16 protein-coding genes, 1 pseudogene and 1 riboswitch are annotated in these 15,254 nt (G+C 63.3%); of the genes and pseudogenes, 6 read left to right on the top strand and 11 right to left on the bottom strand.

Annotated elements, in window-relative coordinates:
- Nucleotides 1-18 precede the first annotated feature (18 nt).
- Nucleotides 19-270 carry a hypothetical protein gene (locus tag ASD45_RS02675; protein ID WP_056910069.1) on the bottom strand — a complete coding sequence of 84 codons (252 nt, stop codon included), beginning with the start codon at nucleotides 268-270 and terminating at the stop codon, nucleotides 19-21.
- Between the two features lie 160 nt (nucleotides 271-430).
- Between ASD45_RS02675 and ASD45_RS02680 the strand changes: the two genes are divergently transcribed.
- Complete coding sequence (locus ASD45_RS02680; protein WP_056910070.1) at nucleotides 431-835, top strand: hypothetical protein; 405 nt, start codon at nucleotides 431-433, stop codon at nucleotides 833-835.
- 382 nt (nucleotides 836-1,217) lie between these two features.
- Nucleotides 1,218-2,573, top strand: coding sequence for a TadE/TadG family type IV pilus assembly protein (locus tag ASD45_RS02685; RefSeq protein WP_056910071.1), 1,356 nt, complete (start codon nucleotides 1,218-1,220; stop codon nucleotides 2,571-2,573).
- Between the two features lie 26 nt (nucleotides 2,574-2,599).
- Here ASD45_RS02685 and ASD45_RS02690 read toward each other — a convergent pair whose 3' ends face one another.
- The 5 genes from ASD45_RS02690 to ASD45_RS02710 all read right to left on the bottom strand — a co-directional run bounded on the left by ASD45_RS02690 (nucleotide 2,600) and on the right by ASD45_RS02710 (nucleotide 5,794).
- Complete coding sequence (locus ASD45_RS02690; protein WP_056910072.1) at nucleotides 2,600-3,523, bottom strand: YiiG family protein; 924 nt, start codon at nucleotides 3,521-3,523, stop codon at nucleotides 2,600-2,602.
- Nucleotides 3,524-3,617: 94 nt separating this feature from the next.
- On the bottom strand, nucleotides 3,618-3,893 hold the full coding sequence (locus ASD45_RS02695; protein ID WP_056910073.1) for a hypothetical protein: 276 nt from the start codon (nucleotides 3,891-3,893) through the stop codon (nucleotides 3,618-3,620).
- Between the two features lie 44 nt (nucleotides 3,894-3,937).
- Complete coding sequence (locus tag ASD45_RS02700; protein WP_056910074.1) at nucleotides 3,938-4,846, bottom strand: autotransporter outer membrane beta-barrel domain-containing protein; 909 nt, start codon at nucleotides 4,844-4,846, stop codon at nucleotides 3,938-3,940.
- A gap of 13 nt (nucleotides 4,847-4,859) precedes the next feature.
- Nucleotides 4,860-5,234 (bottom strand): hypothetical protein, encoded by a 375-nt coding sequence (locus ASD45_RS02705; protein ID WP_156380683.1) that lies wholly within the window; start codon nucleotides 5,232-5,234, stop codon nucleotides 4,860-4,862.
- A gap of 182 nt (nucleotides 5,235-5,416) precedes the next feature.
- Nucleotides 5,417-5,794, bottom strand: a complete 378-nt coding sequence (locus tag ASD45_RS02710; RefSeq protein WP_156380684.1) for a hypothetical protein — start codon at nucleotides 5,792-5,794, stop codon at nucleotides 5,417-5,419.
- Nucleotides 5,795-5,951: 157 nt separating this feature from the next.
- On the opposite strand from ASD45_RS02710, the gene ASD45_RS02715 reads away from it, so the two are divergent.
- Complete coding sequence (locus tag ASD45_RS02715; protein ID WP_056910077.1) at nucleotides 5,952-6,176, top strand: BrnA antitoxin family protein; 225 nt, start codon at nucleotides 5,952-5,954, stop codon at nucleotides 6,174-6,176.
- A gap of 15 nt (nucleotides 6,177-6,191) precedes the next feature.
- On the opposite strand, the gene ASD45_RS02720 is transcribed toward ASD45_RS02715, so the two are convergent.
- Entirely contained in the window at nucleotides 6,192-7,037 is an 846-nt protein-coding gene (locus tag ASD45_RS02720) for a sensor domain-containing diguanylate cyclase (RefSeq protein WP_056910078.1), read from the bottom strand.
- Nucleotides 7,038-7,515: 478 nt separating this feature from the next.
- Between ASD45_RS02720 and ASD45_RS23290 the strand changes: the two genes are divergently transcribed.
- From ASD45_RS23290 to ASD45_RS23295, 3 genes are all read left to right on the top strand, one after another.
- Nucleotides 7,516-8,613 carry a helix-turn-helix transcriptional regulator gene (locus ASD45_RS23290; RefSeq protein ID WP_156380685.1) on the top strand — a complete coding sequence of 366 codons (1,098 nt, stop codon included), beginning with the start codon at nucleotides 7,516-7,518 and terminating at the stop codon, nucleotides 8,611-8,613.
- 223 nt (nucleotides 8,614-8,836) lie between these two features.
- Entirely contained in the window at nucleotides 8,837-10,369 is a 1,533-nt protein-coding gene (locus tag ASD45_RS02730) for a hypothetical protein (protein WP_056910080.1), read from the top strand.
- Nucleotides 10,366-10,638, top strand: coding sequence for a hypothetical protein (locus tag ASD45_RS23295; protein ID WP_156380686.1), 273 nt, complete (start codon nucleotides 10,366-10,368; stop codon nucleotides 10,636-10,638). The genes ASD45_RS02730 and ASD45_RS23295 overlap by 4 nt, the downstream gene beginning before the upstream one ends.
- Before the next feature lie 112 nt (nucleotides 10,639-10,750).
- Here the strand turns inward: ASD45_RS23295 and thiC are convergent.
- From thiC to ASD45_RS02750, 4 genes and pseudogenes are all read right to left on the bottom strand, one after another.
- Nucleotides 10,751-12,640 (bottom strand): annotated as a pseudogene (thiC, locus tag ASD45_RS02735) (phosphomethylpyrimidine synthase ThiC); the annotation flags it as partial.
- A gap of 1 nt (nucleotide 12,641) precedes the next feature.
- Nucleotides 12,642-13,064: a hypothetical protein gene (locus ASD45_RS23300; protein ID WP_156380687.1), complete on the bottom strand. Its 423-nt coding sequence runs from the start codon at nucleotides 13,062-13,064 to the stop codon at nucleotides 12,642-12,644.
- Nucleotides 13,059-13,157, bottom strand: a riboswitch (TPP riboswitch). It overlaps the preceding gene by 6 nt.
- A gap of 26 nt (nucleotides 13,158-13,183) precedes the next feature.
- A complete protein-coding gene (locus ASD45_RS02745; RefSeq protein WP_056910082.1) occupies nucleotides 13,184-14,509 on the bottom strand; it encodes an ATP-binding protein in 1,326 nt (441 codons plus the stop codon).
- Nucleotides 14,506-15,216 carry a response regulator gene (locus tag ASD45_RS02750; protein ID WP_056910083.1) on the bottom strand — a complete coding sequence of 237 codons (711 nt, stop codon included), beginning with the start codon at nucleotides 15,214-15,216 and terminating at the stop codon, nucleotides 14,506-14,508. Before ASD45_RS02750 ends, ASD45_RS02745 begins: the two co-directional genes overlap by 4 nt.
- Nucleotides 15,217-15,254 lie beyond the last annotated feature (38 nt).

Here is a 15,254-nt window from a genome sequence, read left to right on the forward strand (position 1 = left end):
GCGGGTGCCTGACTGCCGTCAGCGCTCCTGCGCCCGCTTGGCGAGCTGCTGCACGCGGGTTTCCAGCGCGCGCAACCGTGTTTCGGCCGCAAAAGCGCGCTGGCGCCAGTAAGCAGCGTCTGCCATGGCGCGTTCGACGACCTGGTCACCGGCGTCGGCGCGCAGCCGCCGCGGTGCATATTTCAGAACATCGGCGGTCGCGCCGAGGTGGCGTAGCCGTACCGCATTCGGCTGGTCGATGGTGTCGAGAAGGTCGGTAAAAAAGCTCACGGGGGCAGGGGCTCCGGTTGGGATCGGGAACAAAACGCAGAACGGCCCTGTGGGTTCCCTGCTGGACAATTCCTGCGCCCGAAAGCGTGGTTTCATCGGAACGGATGCGGTGCTGTGCGGTTAGCGGGCGGGGCTGGCTGGGTATCAGGAGACAGCCTCAATGCGTAAGATTGCTACCGTCCTCGCTGCCGCCACAGTCGCCGGCGCCTTGCTGCCGGCCTCGGCCTACGCCGCCGAACCGCACCACGCCCGGCACCACTACCGCCATCACGCCTATCATCACCGCTACGAGCGGGCGCCGGCCTATGTCAACGATCAGGCCTATTACGCGCAGCGTCCGGTCTACGCGGCCACCGGCCTGCCATCCGATCCGCTGCTCTATCCGATCGGTGGCGCGGTGATCGGCACCATCATCGGCGCCGCCGTGTGTCCGCCTTGCGCCATTGCCGGCTCGGCGCTCACCTCGGGCGGCGGCGCGCTGGTCGGCGCCGGTATCGGTGCAATCGGCGGCACGCTGGTCGGCGTCGCCGTGACCGAGCCGCGCGTCAACTATGCGCAGTACTGACAAGCACGCGCGGACCTGACTGTCCGCGGCGCGACATGAAGCGGCCGGGAGCGTAAGCGTCCCGGCCGCCGTCATGATGAATACGGTGTCGCGGCATTCGCGACACTTTTATCGATCGATATTCAACGTCGCACGCCCGGAGCCACGGCGGCGCTGCCGACCTTTCAATAATGATCGGCTTTCGAAACGTCATGGATAAAGCGCGTTTACCGAGCAAGTGATTGATGTCGCATGACTTGCCGGCGCGCAGACACGCACAGACTTAGCGCGTACCCCGGCTTTTCCCACGATCGATATACGCCGGCTTCAAATCTGGAAACTATGACCGGTGCCGTCCTGACGCGTGTTGGTGAATTTGTCTTAGCGTCAGCCGGAGCAATGCATGTTAAGGCTGCTTTATCGCCGGCTCGTGGCGTTCGGTCGCGAACGCCGCGGCAATGTCGCGATCACCTTTGCCCTGGCGGCGCTGCCGCTGGTCGGCACCGTAGGCGCTGCCGTCGACTACACGCAGGCCAACAGGATCAAGACGGTGCTGCAGGGCGCGCTCGATTCCGCGGCGCTGATGCTGTCGCGCGACGCGGCGACGTTGAGCAGCACCGATCTCAACAGCAAAGCCTTGAGCTATGTGCAGGCGATGCTCAACCAGCCGCAGGCCAAGAACATCGTCGTCAATGCCACCTACAGCGCCAGCGGCGGCTCGAAGGTCGTCGTCAACGGTTCGGCATCGGTCTCGACCGTGTTCCTCGGCGTCATTGGCCTCAACAGCGTGACGGTCACCGGTTCATCGACCACGGCCTGGGGCACGACGCGTCTGCGGGTGGCGCTGGTGCTCGACAACACCGGCTCGATGGCCTCCGATGGCAAGATGACGGCGCTGAAGTCGGCGACCAAGGATCTGCTCACGCAGTTGAAAGGCGCGGCGTCGGTCGATGGCGACGTCTATGTCTCGATCATTCCCTTCGCCAAGGACGTCAATATCGGCGCCACCAACTACAACGCCAACTATCTCGACTGGACCGACTGGAACAGCGCCAACACGACATGCAGCGGCTGGCTGTGGAACGGCAACTGCTGGGGCAACTGGGTGACTGCAAGCCACAGCACCTGGAACGGTTGCGTGACCGATCGCGGCCCGTCGAACAGCCCGGGCTCGTCGACCTGGGACCAGGTCGTCACGCAGCCCGATAACACCGCCAATTCGAAATGGCCGACCGAGCAGGCCGACGCCTGTCCGGCCGCGATGATGGGTTTGACCTACAACTGGACCAATTTGAACAGCCTGGTCGATCAGATGCAGCCCAGCGGCTCGACCAACCAGCCGATCGGGCTGGTCTGGGGCTGGCAATCGCTGGTCGGCGGCGGGCCGATGACCGCGCCGGCAAAGGATTCCAACTACACCTATAACGACATCATCATCCTGATGTCGGACGGCCTGAACACGAAGGATCGCTGGTACGGCGACGGCTCGAACGTCAGCACCGCGGTCGATGGCCGCATGTATCTGTCGAGCACCGGGGCGGGCACCTGCAGCAACATCAAGTCGGCGGGCGTCACGATCTATACCATTCAGGTCAACACCAGCGGCGACCCGACCTCGACACTGCTGCAGAACTGCGCCGGTTCGAAAACCAAGATGTCCGACCCGTCGAAATTTTTCATCGTGACCAGCGCCAGCGGCATCGGCACGGTGTTCAAGCAGATCGGCACCGGCCTGACGCAACTGCGCGTCGCCAAGTAAGCGCATCGAGGTAAACGGCGGCGCGCCTAGATCCGGGCGCCGCGGTTATAGGCGTCGATGAGCTGGTTGTAGTCGCGCATCAGCCGCGGCGGTGAGCCCTCGACCATCCAGCCGGAGCCGGCATTGCTGAGCATCATGCGGTCGCCGCTCGAATACGGTACCTTGTCTCGGATGCGGCGCATCAGTTGCTCGGCCGTGGTGAGATAGGACTTGGCGTTGGACACGAACATCGAGCCGATCTTGTCTGGTCCCGAACCGGACGCGAACGGTTCGGCCGCACTGACGGCGGCCTCGTAATCGTTGAGTGCCGCGGTGATGGCGGCGAGGTCAGGCTTGTCCGCGGTTTCCGCACGGAGCACGCGCTTGGCCTGAATCATCATCGCCTCGACATGATAGCGCGCCTTGCGGCCTTCACTCTGTTCGATCTGCGCCAGCTTCTCCAGCGCGCGCTTGTCATTGATGGCTTCGACATTGGCGCGCAGCGCCTTGTCGGCGGTGGCGAATGCGTCCCAGGCGGCGACGAGGCGCGGATGCAGGGCCTTGCCCTTGGCCATCTTGTCGTCCTTGTAATTCTCCTGCGTGTAATAGTCGTCGGCCTCCTTGAGCAGCGGCTCGAGCTTGCCGACGGCGTCGGCGTAAGCCGAGGCGGCGGCCTCGAGCGCGGCATCGTGCGGCTCCAGCCCATTGGCCTTGTCGACATTCTTCCGGCAGTCGGCGGTGTCGTAGATCGTGTAGGTGCCGTAGATGATGCGTTCCTTGCCGGTCGGCCCGTTCTTCTTTGCCCAGGAGAAGTAGCGCTCGCGCGAACTATAAGCGCGTTCCGATAGCCGGTTGATGCAGCCGACATAGGCGTTCATCTTTTCGACGCTCGGCGCAGTTTGCGCGACGGCGGTGACCGCACCGAGCGCGGCAAGAGCAGCGGCGAGGACGACGGCAAAAAGCGATTTCACGGGGCACCTCCCGGATGGCGGAGAGCGGACCGACCAATGATAGCGCAAGGTCGCGGTGCGGTTGTGACCTCTGTCACAATCTGGCGGCGGCTTGCTACTTCCAGCCCGACTCGCGATTGCAGGCGCGGTGCAGGGGCGGATACATCCGCTCCATCTCGGTCTGGGTCACCGGCTGGTTGTCGTCGAACTGCTCGTGCATGCACAGGCAATAGCGCCGCTTGACGTCGGCGTTCGGCGCCGGCTCATTCGCCAGTTGCGTTACGCAGGCCGCGATCCACGCACGATCGGCGGCGCTCAGCTCGGCGGCGGCGCCCGCGCTGACGAGGGCCGGGAGCACGACGACGGCGGCGACGACGTTGAAGATTTTCACGGTCGCCCCCCGACTTGACACGACAAGGCTGCGCCGGCCGCGGCTCAGAACGACAGCCGGCCGGTGACGCCGCCGCCATAGGTGGTGATGTCGTCGCGCAACGTGACCTGGCCCGACGCGCCGACCTGCCAGCGCGCGGTGAAGACATCGAAGCCAAGGCCGAGCGGATATTCGCTGCGCGTGCTCTCGGCCGGCGTCCGGCTGATGTCGTAGGCGTAGCCGGCCGAGGCCCAGACCCGGCCGCTCTGGAACGGCAACGCCAGCCGCACATTGCCAACGGCCTGCGAACTGCGGGTGAGTTCGCCGGGCGTGGTCTGGAAGTCGGTCGCCGCCGGATTGATGGCCTCGACGTAATCGGGGCGCTTGTTGTCGCTGTAGCGGTGCGACAGGCTGGTGGTGAGGAGATACTGCCCCAGCGGCAGCGTCACCGCCGCGCCCAGCGAGCTTGCCCACGACGTGGACTTGTAGCTGGTGCTGTAGACCGGCAGCAGCGGCGTGCCGTCGCGCGTCTGATCGCTCGACCAACGGCTGACCGACACCGAAACCGGGAAGCTCAGGAACAGCAGCGGCGAATACACGCCGTAGGCCGTGGCGCTCCAGCCGCGCGAGTCGATCTGCAAGTTCTGCGCGTCGGCGCGCGAGGAGGCGTTGAGCACGCCGCCGGCGACGCCGAGCACGAGTTGATCGCCGCGCGTGAACGCCGAGGTGAAACGATGGTCGTAACCGAACTGCAGCGCGGTCACGGTGACCTTGCGCGCCAGATCGGGCCGGCGATCCTTGATCGTGGAGCCGCCGAAGCTGGCCCAGACGCCGTTGTCGAGCGCGCGATATTGCGACAGCGCTTCGGTGGCGGCGGCGATGCGATTGGCGAGCGCGCCGCTGCTCGCGGTGTCCTGCTGTGCGAGCGCCGGGCCGGCGAGCAGCGTGGCGATGAGGGCGATACGGATGCGCATGCGGAGCCTCATGTCACTGCACCGGCGGCGGCGGCGGCGTGCCGGTGCCGCCGGGGACGCCGGCGGGTCTCAAGTCGAAGACCGTGATTTGCGGATGGCTGCGGAAGAAATTGACGATGGCGTCGTATTCCGCGTTGCCGGGATAGATGAATCGGTAGCCTCTCGTCCCTTTGCCGTCGTCGCTGGTCAGAACCTGATAATAGGGAACGCCCGTCTCGGTGTAGAGGATGGCCGCGTACACAGCGCCGCGGACGCCTGGAATGGTGTAGCTCGGCACCAGGTCGGGAAGCACGACGCAGCCGTGCAGAAGCACGCTCGCCACGAGCAGAATGGCGGCCCGATAGGGAAGCGACCAGCGCTTCCACGGCGTCCAGTTCCACATCGTCATTCCCAAACCCAACTTTCTTCCTTCGGCGCCATAGCGCCGACGTGGAATCCGTCCGCCCCTGGGGGAAATTCAAGCGGTAACAAAGTACACGGGCCTGGGAAAGTTGTTCAATCGGGAATTGGAACTATCAACAGCAGTCGCGGCGGTTGTGACGGCGCGATGACGCTCAGCGCCGTCCGCTGTCACTGCACCGGCGGTGCCGGCAGCACTCCGATGCCGCCGGGGATGCCGGCGCGATCGGCTTGGTTGGGCGGAAGCAACGGATGCGTCTGGAAGAACTTTTGAATGATGGCGTAACGCGGGTCGCCCGGATAGACGCGTTCGTAGCGGCCGGTGCCGGGAACGATGCGTTTGATCACATAGCCGAACCGGCCGGTGGCGTCGTCGTATTCGGTGTCGGCAAAGACCGGCCCGACGCCGGGCACCGTGAAAGCCGGCGTGCTCTCGGCGATCGGGCAGGTCGCGCCCTGCAGCAGCAGCATGAGTGCAAACAGGATGCCGAGCCGATAGCGCCACGACCAACGCTTCCACGGCAGCACGTCCCACGTCGCCATTGCCAACTGACTTTCCCTGAAGGACGGCGCCGCCGCGCCAGCCCGCCGCGAATTCGTCCGTCTCCGGGGAATCCGCGCGGCATCACCGTAGAGAAATCGGCAGGCCGTTCAACCAGCACTGGAAATTATCAACACGGGCCACGCGGTTTGCTATAAATCGCCCATGGCACGAACACCCTTCCGCGATTCCCGCAGCGAAGCCGAGAAGGCTTTCAAGCAGGCGACCACCAAGCCGGCGGAGCTGCCGCCTGCAGTGCCGTCCATTCCCGGCGTCCGGGAGCAGGTGACCCTGCGTCTCGACCGCGACGTGCTGGATTTCTTCCAGGCCGATGGCCCGGGCTGGCAGGAGCGTATCAACGCGGCGCTGCGCAAAACGATCGGCAAGTAGCGCGCGGCGCGGGCGTCAGGCGATCGAGGCGCCGCGCTTCTGTTCGTACATCGAATGATCCGCCGCCTTAAACAGGGCCTTGATGGTCGTGCCGTCGGCCGGATAAAGCGCCATTCCGACGCTGGCGCCGATCGAATGGGTCTTGCCGTCGGCGCCGACGCAGGCGGTAATGCCGCCCTTGAAATGCTCGCGCAGGCGCCGCGCCAACAGCATGTCGAAGCTGACCGGCAGCACGACGCCGAACTCGTCGCCGCCGATTCTCGCCACCATGCAATTGTCGCCGGCCTGCTTCCTGAGTTCTTCGGCCAGCGCCTTGATCGCGGCATCGCCGGTTTGATGGCCGTATTTGTCGTTCAGCGATTTCAGGTTGTCGAGATCGACGATGAGCAAGCCGGTGCCCGATTGCTGCTCGCGCGCCGTCGACACCGCCAGCTTCAGTTGCGCGTCGAACATCGCGCGGTTTGGCAATCCGGTCAGCGCGTCGACCTGCAACGCCGACACGTCGACATGCATGACGACGGCGTGACGCTGGCCGTCGATGTCGAGCGCCGACATCACGACCTCGTACCAATGGTACCGGCCGTTGAACGGGCAGGTATAGGTCGCGATGAATTTCGGGCGCTCGCCCGCCAGGACCGCCCGCAGGCCCGCCAGGATCGCCGTTGCCTCGCTGCAGCCGCGGGCGATGGCGGCTTCGCATTCGGCGAAATAGTTCCAGCCGGCGCCGCTCGGCGCGAGGCCGCCGCTTTTGGCCGTTTCGTCCCACGTGCGGTTGTTGCGCACGATGAGGCCGGACGGGTCGACAACCGCGATCTCCGTTGCGAGCCAGTCGGACAGTTCAACGGCGGATGATTGTACCAATTTGTTTTGCGGCTGCGCGGGGTTGCATGGTCATCGACTGACGAAGACGCTTCGTTTGTCAAAAAGGCCAAGGCATGGGGCTGATATTGGAATGATCTACGCTCGCGATACGTGGATAGCAAGGCGCGAAATAACAAGCGCGATGAGCGGAAAAAGCCTTTTGGAGCGCCGATCTCCCGGATGGCGTTCCGCGATTACCGCAGCGAAGCCGGGAAGGCTTCAAGGCGAGGGCACCCGGGCCCGCCGGCCATCCGCCGTTTCACGCGCCTCGGATTGGCAGCGCCGTCTGGTGTCAAACAGCCAACGCTCCGGCGGCCCTGTTCTTTGTCCGGCGCGGGTTACGCCGCCTTCCCATTCTCAAGGGCGGCGTCGCGGCGCGGCTCAAGGGGCGGCAATCACGCCAAGATTAGTACCGGTGACAAATACACGTATTTCGTGTAGAAATACCTTGAGTGTACAATGCCGTTGGGGGCGGGCAGTGCAACTCGACGGTCTGATCGATCGCATCTATGAAGCGGCTTTTCTGCCGCAGCAATGGATACCCGTTCTGGATGAACTATCGCATCTTGCCGATGGCAACGGCGGGATGTTGTTTGCCAGTTCAGGTCCGCACACTCACTGGATTGCATCTGAAGAGCTCGCCAGGGGGATGTCCGATTACGTTGCGCAAGGCTGGCCAGCCCGCACGGATCGTCCCCAAAGACTCTTTGCGGCGCGCCACGCGGGATTCCTTAATGACCTTGATGTCTACACACGGGAGGAGATGGATCGCGAACCCGTATTTGTCGAATTTCTGCGCCCGAGAGGCTACGGCTGGGGCACGGCGACCGCCATCGAAGTACCGACTGGCCAAGCAATCGTCCTAAATGTCGAGCGCCGCTATTCGCGTGGGCCAGTTGAGCGGCACATTATTCGTCAGCTAGACAAGCTACGACCGCATCTTGCGCGGGCTGCGTCGCTATCGGCGCAGCTCTCGCTTGAGCGGATGAAAGTCGCTGCGTTGACGCTCGACCTGGTTGGGCTTCCGGCCGCCATGCTCGATGGTCAAGGTCGTGCACTGGCTGTCAACTCCGGCTTCGATCGGTTGATGCCGGAGATGGTACAGCAGCGCCAGCGTAGACTTACACTAGTGAACAAACGCGCCGACGCACTGTTCGCCGAAGCATTGCAGCGCGTTGCGCCCGATGGCGATGCGGCTAGCGTTCGTTCAATTCCGGTGGCGGCCGACGAGATGCATCCGGCTGCCATCGTTCATCTCGTCCCGGTTCGGCGGTCGGCGCACGATCTGTTCACGGCGGCGCATTCAGTGATGATCATCACACCGGTGCTGCCGAAAACGGTGCCGACCGCCGATCTCCTGCAAGGCCTCTATGACCTGACACCCGCCGAGGCTCGCGTCGCTCGCGCCGTGGCCGAGCGGCGCACGATCGATGCAATCGCCGCGTCATTTGGCCTGTCCCGCGAAACGGTGCGCACGCAAGTAAAGGCGGTTCTCGCCAAGACCGGCGTCAGTCGCAACATTGATCTCGCGACGTTGCTCAGCGGTGCAGGTTTTCCGGGCCAAAGAGACGTGTGAAATCGTCTTTCATTGTCGTTTCCTTAAAAGTCAAATCGCGTTCTTCACCCTTTTGGGGGATGTCGTCCATCCGCGCCTAGCCGCAAAATGAACGCGTTACTTAAATCAAGTTTGCCCCGCACGCATCTTTCGTAGCCTAAAGAGGAGGGACCTATGAAATCATCAATAGGGTTGATCTCCTTACATTTCAGCATGTTATTTCTGCCCTCAACAGGAGATCGTCATGTTGCGTAAAGCGATGCTAACGGTCGCTCTTGTCGCGGCTGCCACTCAGGCGAATGCTCAAGGACCGATTTTCGGCGACTTTGGAATGCCGGCCTGGAGCCGGATGTTCAAATATTTCGAAGCGCGTTTCGGACAAGTTGCGAAGGACGAGCAGGTGCTCGTGCTGCCGACAGCGACGAATGCTGCATGGGACAATCCGATAAAGACCCTTCGCCTTACGGAGATGTACAAGTGGGGAGATTGGATGCCGTCGCAGGCATGGCAGTACGCGCCAAACTCCGGGAAACGAGTGAGCGAAGGATACCAATTCTTCCTCAACCACGCCTGGATCGCTGCGGTGGAGGCCAACGGTACGATCTCGAACGACTTGAAGACGGCGCTTAAACGGGCCAATGAAGAGCTCCAGTTCACCCGTGCAGAGTATGCAGGCGTAATGGATGACGCAGAGAAGGCTTATGAGGACCATGTCCGCAACACTCCACGTCCAGAGCGACTTTCCAAGTACGCATTTTTTAAGAAGTTCGCGTGGGACGCCGATATTGCAGCAAAAAAAATGCGTCTAGGCATGGCATCTAAGAAGATAGGCGACATCACGAAGCAACTCACCGACCCCGATATCGAAATGCTCAGCCGCGCCCAGCAGCGCTTTGACAACCCTAAACAGAAGATCATCCTTCCGCCGACGCCGGAAGTGCTCAATGACAAGGACCGCTGGCAAAGCTACTACATCTCGCTTATCGACAAGGACATTTACGATTTTCTGAGCGAGCGGAATCCTCAAGCGCAATCCATCCAAGAGAGCTCGTCGAGGTCGGAGGTTTTCGAGCAACGGTGGTCAGCAAGCGTAAGCGTGAGCTTCCTTGGACTGTTTAGGGCGGGTGGGGGGAGCGCCGAGCAAGTTAAGCGGGAGCAGCACATCAGAACGAACACGACCAAGATCGACATTTCCTTTGAAAACATTGACACGTTTAATATTGTGCGCGGCGAATGGTTCGACGAGAATGTTATCGCCAGATTTGCCCCTAAGTTGAAAAGCGAGGCATGGAATTCCATCCTCGGAAAAAATGGTCAGCTTGAGCTGATTCCGAAATCGGTTCTAGTCGGCCGGGGGATGTCGTTCGCGATCTACGCCGACAGCCAGTCGTTAGATTATCTCTACGAGCATTTCCATGCTAGTGCCGACGCCGGCTTTTTCGTCGGCTGGTGGCGCATCGGCGGCGGCGCGGATTATTCGAGCACCAAGGAGCAAACCGAGGTGTACAAATACGCGGATCGCATCGTTTTCAGAGATTTGAGTGGGCGCGGGAAGGTGCTCGGTCTGCTCGCTAAGAACTACGGAGCGTCAACGCCGAAACCAGCTTTCGTGAACGCGATCTTGGCTGCGCAACCCACTGCTGCAATTCAGGCCGACCTCAAGAAGTTCGAACAGGCATGGCAGAAATCGGATGTCTTGAATAAGAACAGGCTTGATGCTGCGATCTTACAGGACGTGCAGACCGATATACTAGCGACAAATGGGAGTGTGCAATGAAAGGGTTGTTCATCACTATGATCCTAGTATTGATAGAAGCGCTGCCGACAGTTAGTTTGGCACAATCAGATAATCTTAATGTAAAAACGACAACTTCAGGAGGTGGCTCCACAACGACAACCCAAGGCACGAAAGAAGTCGGGGGTGTGACGTTTTACGGCCAGCAGAAGACATTTAGCTCTTCCAGTACCCCTGATTCAAATCCCCACAATAGCCAATCATCTACTGGCGCTGGCATAGTTATACCAATTCCTGAAAGAAAGAAGTGACCTAACCTGTGGTTAGTCTGGATTGGCATTTTTCAAATCAAAACGCTCTATTACTCTCCTTCACCAGCCCCGCATTCTTCGCCGTGTGCTCGGCTTCCGATGACGAGGCCGTGGCTTTCGGCGTCTCGACCTTGTCGGCGTCGATGTAGACCTGGCTGCCCATGGCGTTGAACTTGTCCGACATCTCCTTCATGCCGGCCTGAGCCACATCCAGGCCCAGCGCCGCCTTCTCGTTGTCGCCCAGGCTCGCCGCGTAGTCGCGCACGTCCTGCGTGATCTTCATCGAGCAGAACTTCGGCCCGCACATCGAGCAGAAATGCGCCACCTTGTGCGCTTCCTTCGGCAGCGTCTCGTCGTGATAGGCGCGCGCGGTGTCGGGATCGAGACCGAGGTTGAACTGGTCCTCCCAGCGGAAGTCGAAGCGCGCGCGCGATAGCGCGTCGTCGCGCAATTGCGCCGCCGGGTGGCCCTTGGCGAGATCGGCGGCGTGCGCCGCGATCTTGTAGGTGATGACGCCTTCCTTGACGTCGTCGCGGTCGGGCAGGCCGAGATGCTCCTTCGGCGTCACGTAGCAGAGCATGGCGCAGCCGAACCAGCCGATCATGGCGGCGCCGATCCCCGACGTGATGTGGTCGTAGCCCGGCGCGATGTCGGTGGTGAGCGGCCCGAGCGTGTAGAACGGCGCCTCGCCGCATTCCTTCAGCTGCTTGTCCATGTTGATCTTGATCTTGTGCATCGGCACGTGGCCGGGGCCTTCGATCATGACCTGGCAACCCTTCTGCCACGCCACTTGCGTGAGTTCGCCGAGCGTCTCGAGTTCGGCGAATTGCGCGCGGTCGTTGGCGTCGGCAATCGAGCCGGGGCGCAGGCCGTCGCCGAGCGAGAACGACACGTCATACTTGCGCATGATGTCGCAGATTTCCTCGAAGCGCTCGTAGAGGAAGCTCTCCTTGTGCCGCGACAGGCACCACTTCGCCATGATCGAGCCGCCGCGCGAGACGATGCCGGTGACGCGGTACGCGGTCAGCGGCACGTAAGCCAGCCGTACGCCGGCGTGGATGGTGAAGTAGTCGACGCCCTGTTCGCACTGCTCGATCAGCGTGTCCTTGTAGACTTCCCAGTCGAGCTTGGTCGGGTCGCCATCGACCTTTTCCAGCGCCTGGTAGATCGGCACGGTGCCGATCGGCACCGGCGAGTTGCGCAGGATCCATTCGCGGGTGTTGTGGATGTTGCGGCCGGTCGACAGGTCCATCACCGTGTCGGCGCCCCAGCGGATCGCCCATACCATCTTCTCGACTTCCTCTTCGACCGAGGAGGTGACGGCCGAGTTGCCGATATTGGCGTTGATCTTCACCAGGAAGTTGCGGCCGATGATCATCGGCTCGAGTTCGGCGTGGTTGATGTTGGACGGGATGATCGCTCTGCCGCGTGCGATCTCGTCGCGCACGAATTCCGGGGTGATGAAGGCCGGCAGCGCGCCGCCGAACTGTTCGCCATCGGCGATCGCGGCCTGGGCGCGGTCGAGCATCTTCTTGCGGCCGAGGTTTTCGCGCTCGGCGACGTAGATCATTTCCTTGGTGATGATGCCGGCCTTGGCGAATTCATACTGCGTGACCGGCGCATCGCCGACGGCGCGCCACGGCTTCGGCGTGTTGGGGAAGTTGCGGGCGAGGTGCTTGCCGGTGACGTTGCCGTTGTCCACCGGCTTGATCGGGCGGCCTTCGTATTCCTCGACGCCGCCGCGCTCCTTGACCCATTCGATGCGCGTGCGCTTGAGGCCGCGCTCGACGTCGATGGCGACGTCGTTGTCGGTGTAGGGGCCCGTTGTGTCGTAGACCGGGAGGTTAGGCTCCTTGGCTTCCGGCGACAGGATGATCTCGCGGATCGGCACGCGCAGGTCGGGCGCCGACTCCGGCGACGAATACACCTTGCGCGAGGCGGGCAGCGGCCCGGTGGTGACCTTCGGCGTGGCGAGATCGGCGGGGGCGACGGGCTTATTCATTTCAAATCTCCTTGCGCAGGCGTTGCGGCTCGGCCGCATAGCCCTGGTAGGTGAGGGTGCCGCCCGAGACGAGCAGCAGGACGCCGGCGATGGTGATCGCGGTGTTATTGGAGGGAACGCTCAGAAAGCGAACGAGGTCCGGCGCGAAGATGCGGAACACACCGACCGTCGACAGGAACCAGCCGAGGAAGGTGATCAGGCTGCGCCAGTCGGCGCTCCAGCGCGAATGCGCGTTGAGAATGGCGAGCCCGGTCACCAGCGCCAGCACGCCGGAGATCGACACCAGCGCGGCGTTGGCCATGAGCTGGCGCGTGACTTCCTTGTAGATCTCGCGATTGGCCAGCACGCCGATCCCCAGCACCAGCTGCACCGGTCCGATCAGCCGTGCGAGAAACTGCGACGCCGAAAATTGCGATGGTTGCATCGACTTGTCCTGTCCCTTCGCCGGCATGACCCGGATCAGGTTCAAAGGGACTCTCTCAGCCCGGACGTCTGCCAGGCACCCCTCGGAATGGGGCTAATCTAGGCTCGCCGGCTTGGGTGTCAATGCGCCGTCGCGGGCCGTACCGGCAGGGTTATGTGGGCGATCAGGCCGCCGGCAGCGCCGTCGTGCAGGGACAGGGCGCCGTCATGGGCCTCGGCAATGGCCCGCGCGATGGCAAGCCCGAGGCCGAAACCGGCCCAGCCGTCGAGGTTGCGGGCCTCGTCGCCGCGGGCGAAGGGTTCCAGCATCGCCATTTTGCTGGCATCCGGGATGCCCGGGCCGTCGTCCGCCACCTCGATGCGCACGGCCGCGCCGTCGCCGGTAAGCCGGATCACGGTGCGGGTGCCGTGGCGCACGGCGTTATCGACCAGGTTGATCACGGCGCGCTGCATTTCGCTGGCGCGAGCGACGGCCGACAGATGTGCCGGGCCCTCGTAGCTCACGGCGTGGCCCATGTCGGCGAATTGATCGCAGACCGTCTGCAAAGAGCAGGCGAGATCGACGGGCTCCATCGGCTCGCGCGACTGGCCGTCGCGGAGGAACGACAGCACGCTCTCGGTCATCGCTTTCATCTGGTCGAGATCGTGCAGCATCTGTCCGCGCAATTCGGCATCGGCGATGAACTCGCTGCGCAGGCGCAGCCGCGTGATCGGCGTGCGCAGGTCGTGGCTCATCGCAGCGAACAGGCGCGTGCGGTCGTCGACCAGCGTGCGAATGCGGTCGCGCATGCGGTTGAGCGCGCGGGCGACGGCGCGGACCTCCTGCGGTCCGCGCTCCGGCAGCGTCGCGTCCTTGTCGTCGAGACTGAAGTTCTCGGCCGCCTGTGCGAAGGCCGACAGCGGGCTGCGCAGGCTGCGGGCTGCCCACAGCCCGAGCAAGGTGACGCTGATAATCACGAACAGCGCCGTCATCGCGATCGGCCCCGCGATGGTCGGCGGCTCCGGCATCGCCGGCAGCGTCGCGGCAACCGCATCGCCATCGGGAAACACCACGACGATGCGCTCGCCCTGGTCATCCGGGCCGGGCAGCGGCCCGAGCCTGAAGGCGGGCCCCAGGCGATGGGCGAGGAAGCCGAGGCGGCGGTCGTTCGTCATCGCTAGGTCGGTTGCCGGCAATGGCGCGGCCGGCGTCAGATGCAGGTCGGGAAAGACCGCGGCGGCGCGGGCGATGGCCGCCGGCCTACCGGCTTCGGGCTCGGCGGCGATCGTCTTCACCACGGCGGCCAGTTCGGCAGGGCTGTCGCGCGGCGGCTCAAAGCGCTCGCCGTGCCGGCCGACGTAGAGGCTCACGGTAATGACGCCGTGGATTGCCAGCAGCGACAGCAGAATAAGGATCGCGATCTGCCCGCCGATGCGGTCGAGGAAGAGGCTGCGCACGAAGCTCATGCCGGCGCCACGGCCGGTGTGAACAGATAGCCGCCGGAGCGGACGGTCTTGATGATCGACGGATTGCGCGGATCGGCCTCGATCTTGCGCCGCAGCCGACTGATCAAAATGTCGATCGAACGTTCGAACTCGCCGGCCATGCGGCCCTGGGTCACGTCGAGCAACTGATCGCGCGACAGCACGCGGCCCGGTCGTTCGCACAAGGCCTGCAGCAGCGAGAACTCGGCGTCGGTGAGGACCACCCGCGCGCCGTCGGCATTGTGCAGTTCGCGCCGGACACGGTTGAGGCGCCAGCCGAGAAAGCCGAGCACGATGCCGTCGCTCGCCGGCGCCCCGGACGCCGCACGGCGCAGCACCGCGCGGATGCGAGCCAGGAGCTCGCGCGGATTGAACGGCTTGGTCAGGTAATCGTCGGCGCCGAGCTCAAGGCCGAGGATGCGATCGACGTCGTCGCCCCGCGCGGTCAGCATGATGATCGGCACCTGCGAATGCCGGCGGACCCGCTTGCACACCGCAAGACCATCTTCGCCGGGAAGCATGAGATCGAGCACGATCAGGTCGATGCGGTGATCGGCGGTGGCGCGATCGAGGTCGCGTCCGTCCGGCAGCGCGGTGACGCGGCACTCATTGGCGCGCAGATACCGCGATACCAGGGCGCTGATATCGCGGTCGTCCTCGACAACAAGAATGTGCGGAGATTTGCTCATCGACGAATCGGGTTCGGCTGATTGTGCCAGAAAACGCG

The sequence above is a fragment of the Pseudolabrys sp. Root1462 genome, assembly GCF_001426945.1.
Lineage (GTDB): Bacteria > Pseudomonadota > Alphaproteobacteria > Rhizobiales > Xanthobacteraceae > Pseudolabrys.

Coding starts and splice junctions, on each gene's coding strand:
- ASD45_RS02685 (WP_056910071.1), top strand. CDS start 1,218: ATGTTAAGGCTGCTTTATCGCCGGCTCGTGGCGTTCGGTCGCGAACGC.
- ASD45_RS23300 (WP_156380687.1), bottom strand. CDS start 13,064: ATGCAACCATCGCAATTTTCGGCGTCGCAGTTTCTCGCACGGCTGATC.
- ASD45_RS02750 (WP_056910083.1), bottom strand. CDS start 15,216: ATGAGCAAATCTCCGCACATTCTTGTTGTCGAGGACGACCGCGATATC.
- ASD45_RS02730 (WP_056910080.1), top strand. CDS start 8,837: ATGTTGCGTAAAGCGATGCTAACGGTCGCTCTTGTCGCGGCTGCCACT.
- ASD45_RS02680 (WP_056910070.1), top strand. CDS start 431: ATGCGTAAGATTGCTACCGTCCTCGCTGCCGCCACAGTCGCCGGCGCC.
- ASD45_RS02705 (WP_156380683.1), bottom strand. CDS start 5,234: ATGACGATGTGGAACTGGACGCCGTGGAAGCGCTGGTCGCTTCCCTAT.
- ASD45_RS02745 (WP_056910082.1), bottom strand. CDS start 14,509: ATGAGCTTCGTGCGCAGCCTCTTCCTCGACCGCATCGGCGGGCAGATC.
- ASD45_RS23295 (WP_156380686.1), top strand. CDS start 10,366: ATGAAAGGGTTGTTCATCACTATGATCCTAGTATTGATAGAAGCGCTG.
- ASD45_RS02715 (WP_056910077.1), top strand. CDS start 5,952: ATGGCACGAACACCCTTCCGCGATTCCCGCAGCGAAGCCGAGAAGGCT.
- ASD45_RS02700 (WP_056910074.1), bottom strand. CDS start 4,846: ATGCGCATCCGTATCGCCCTCATCGCCACGCTGCTCGCCGGCCCGGCG.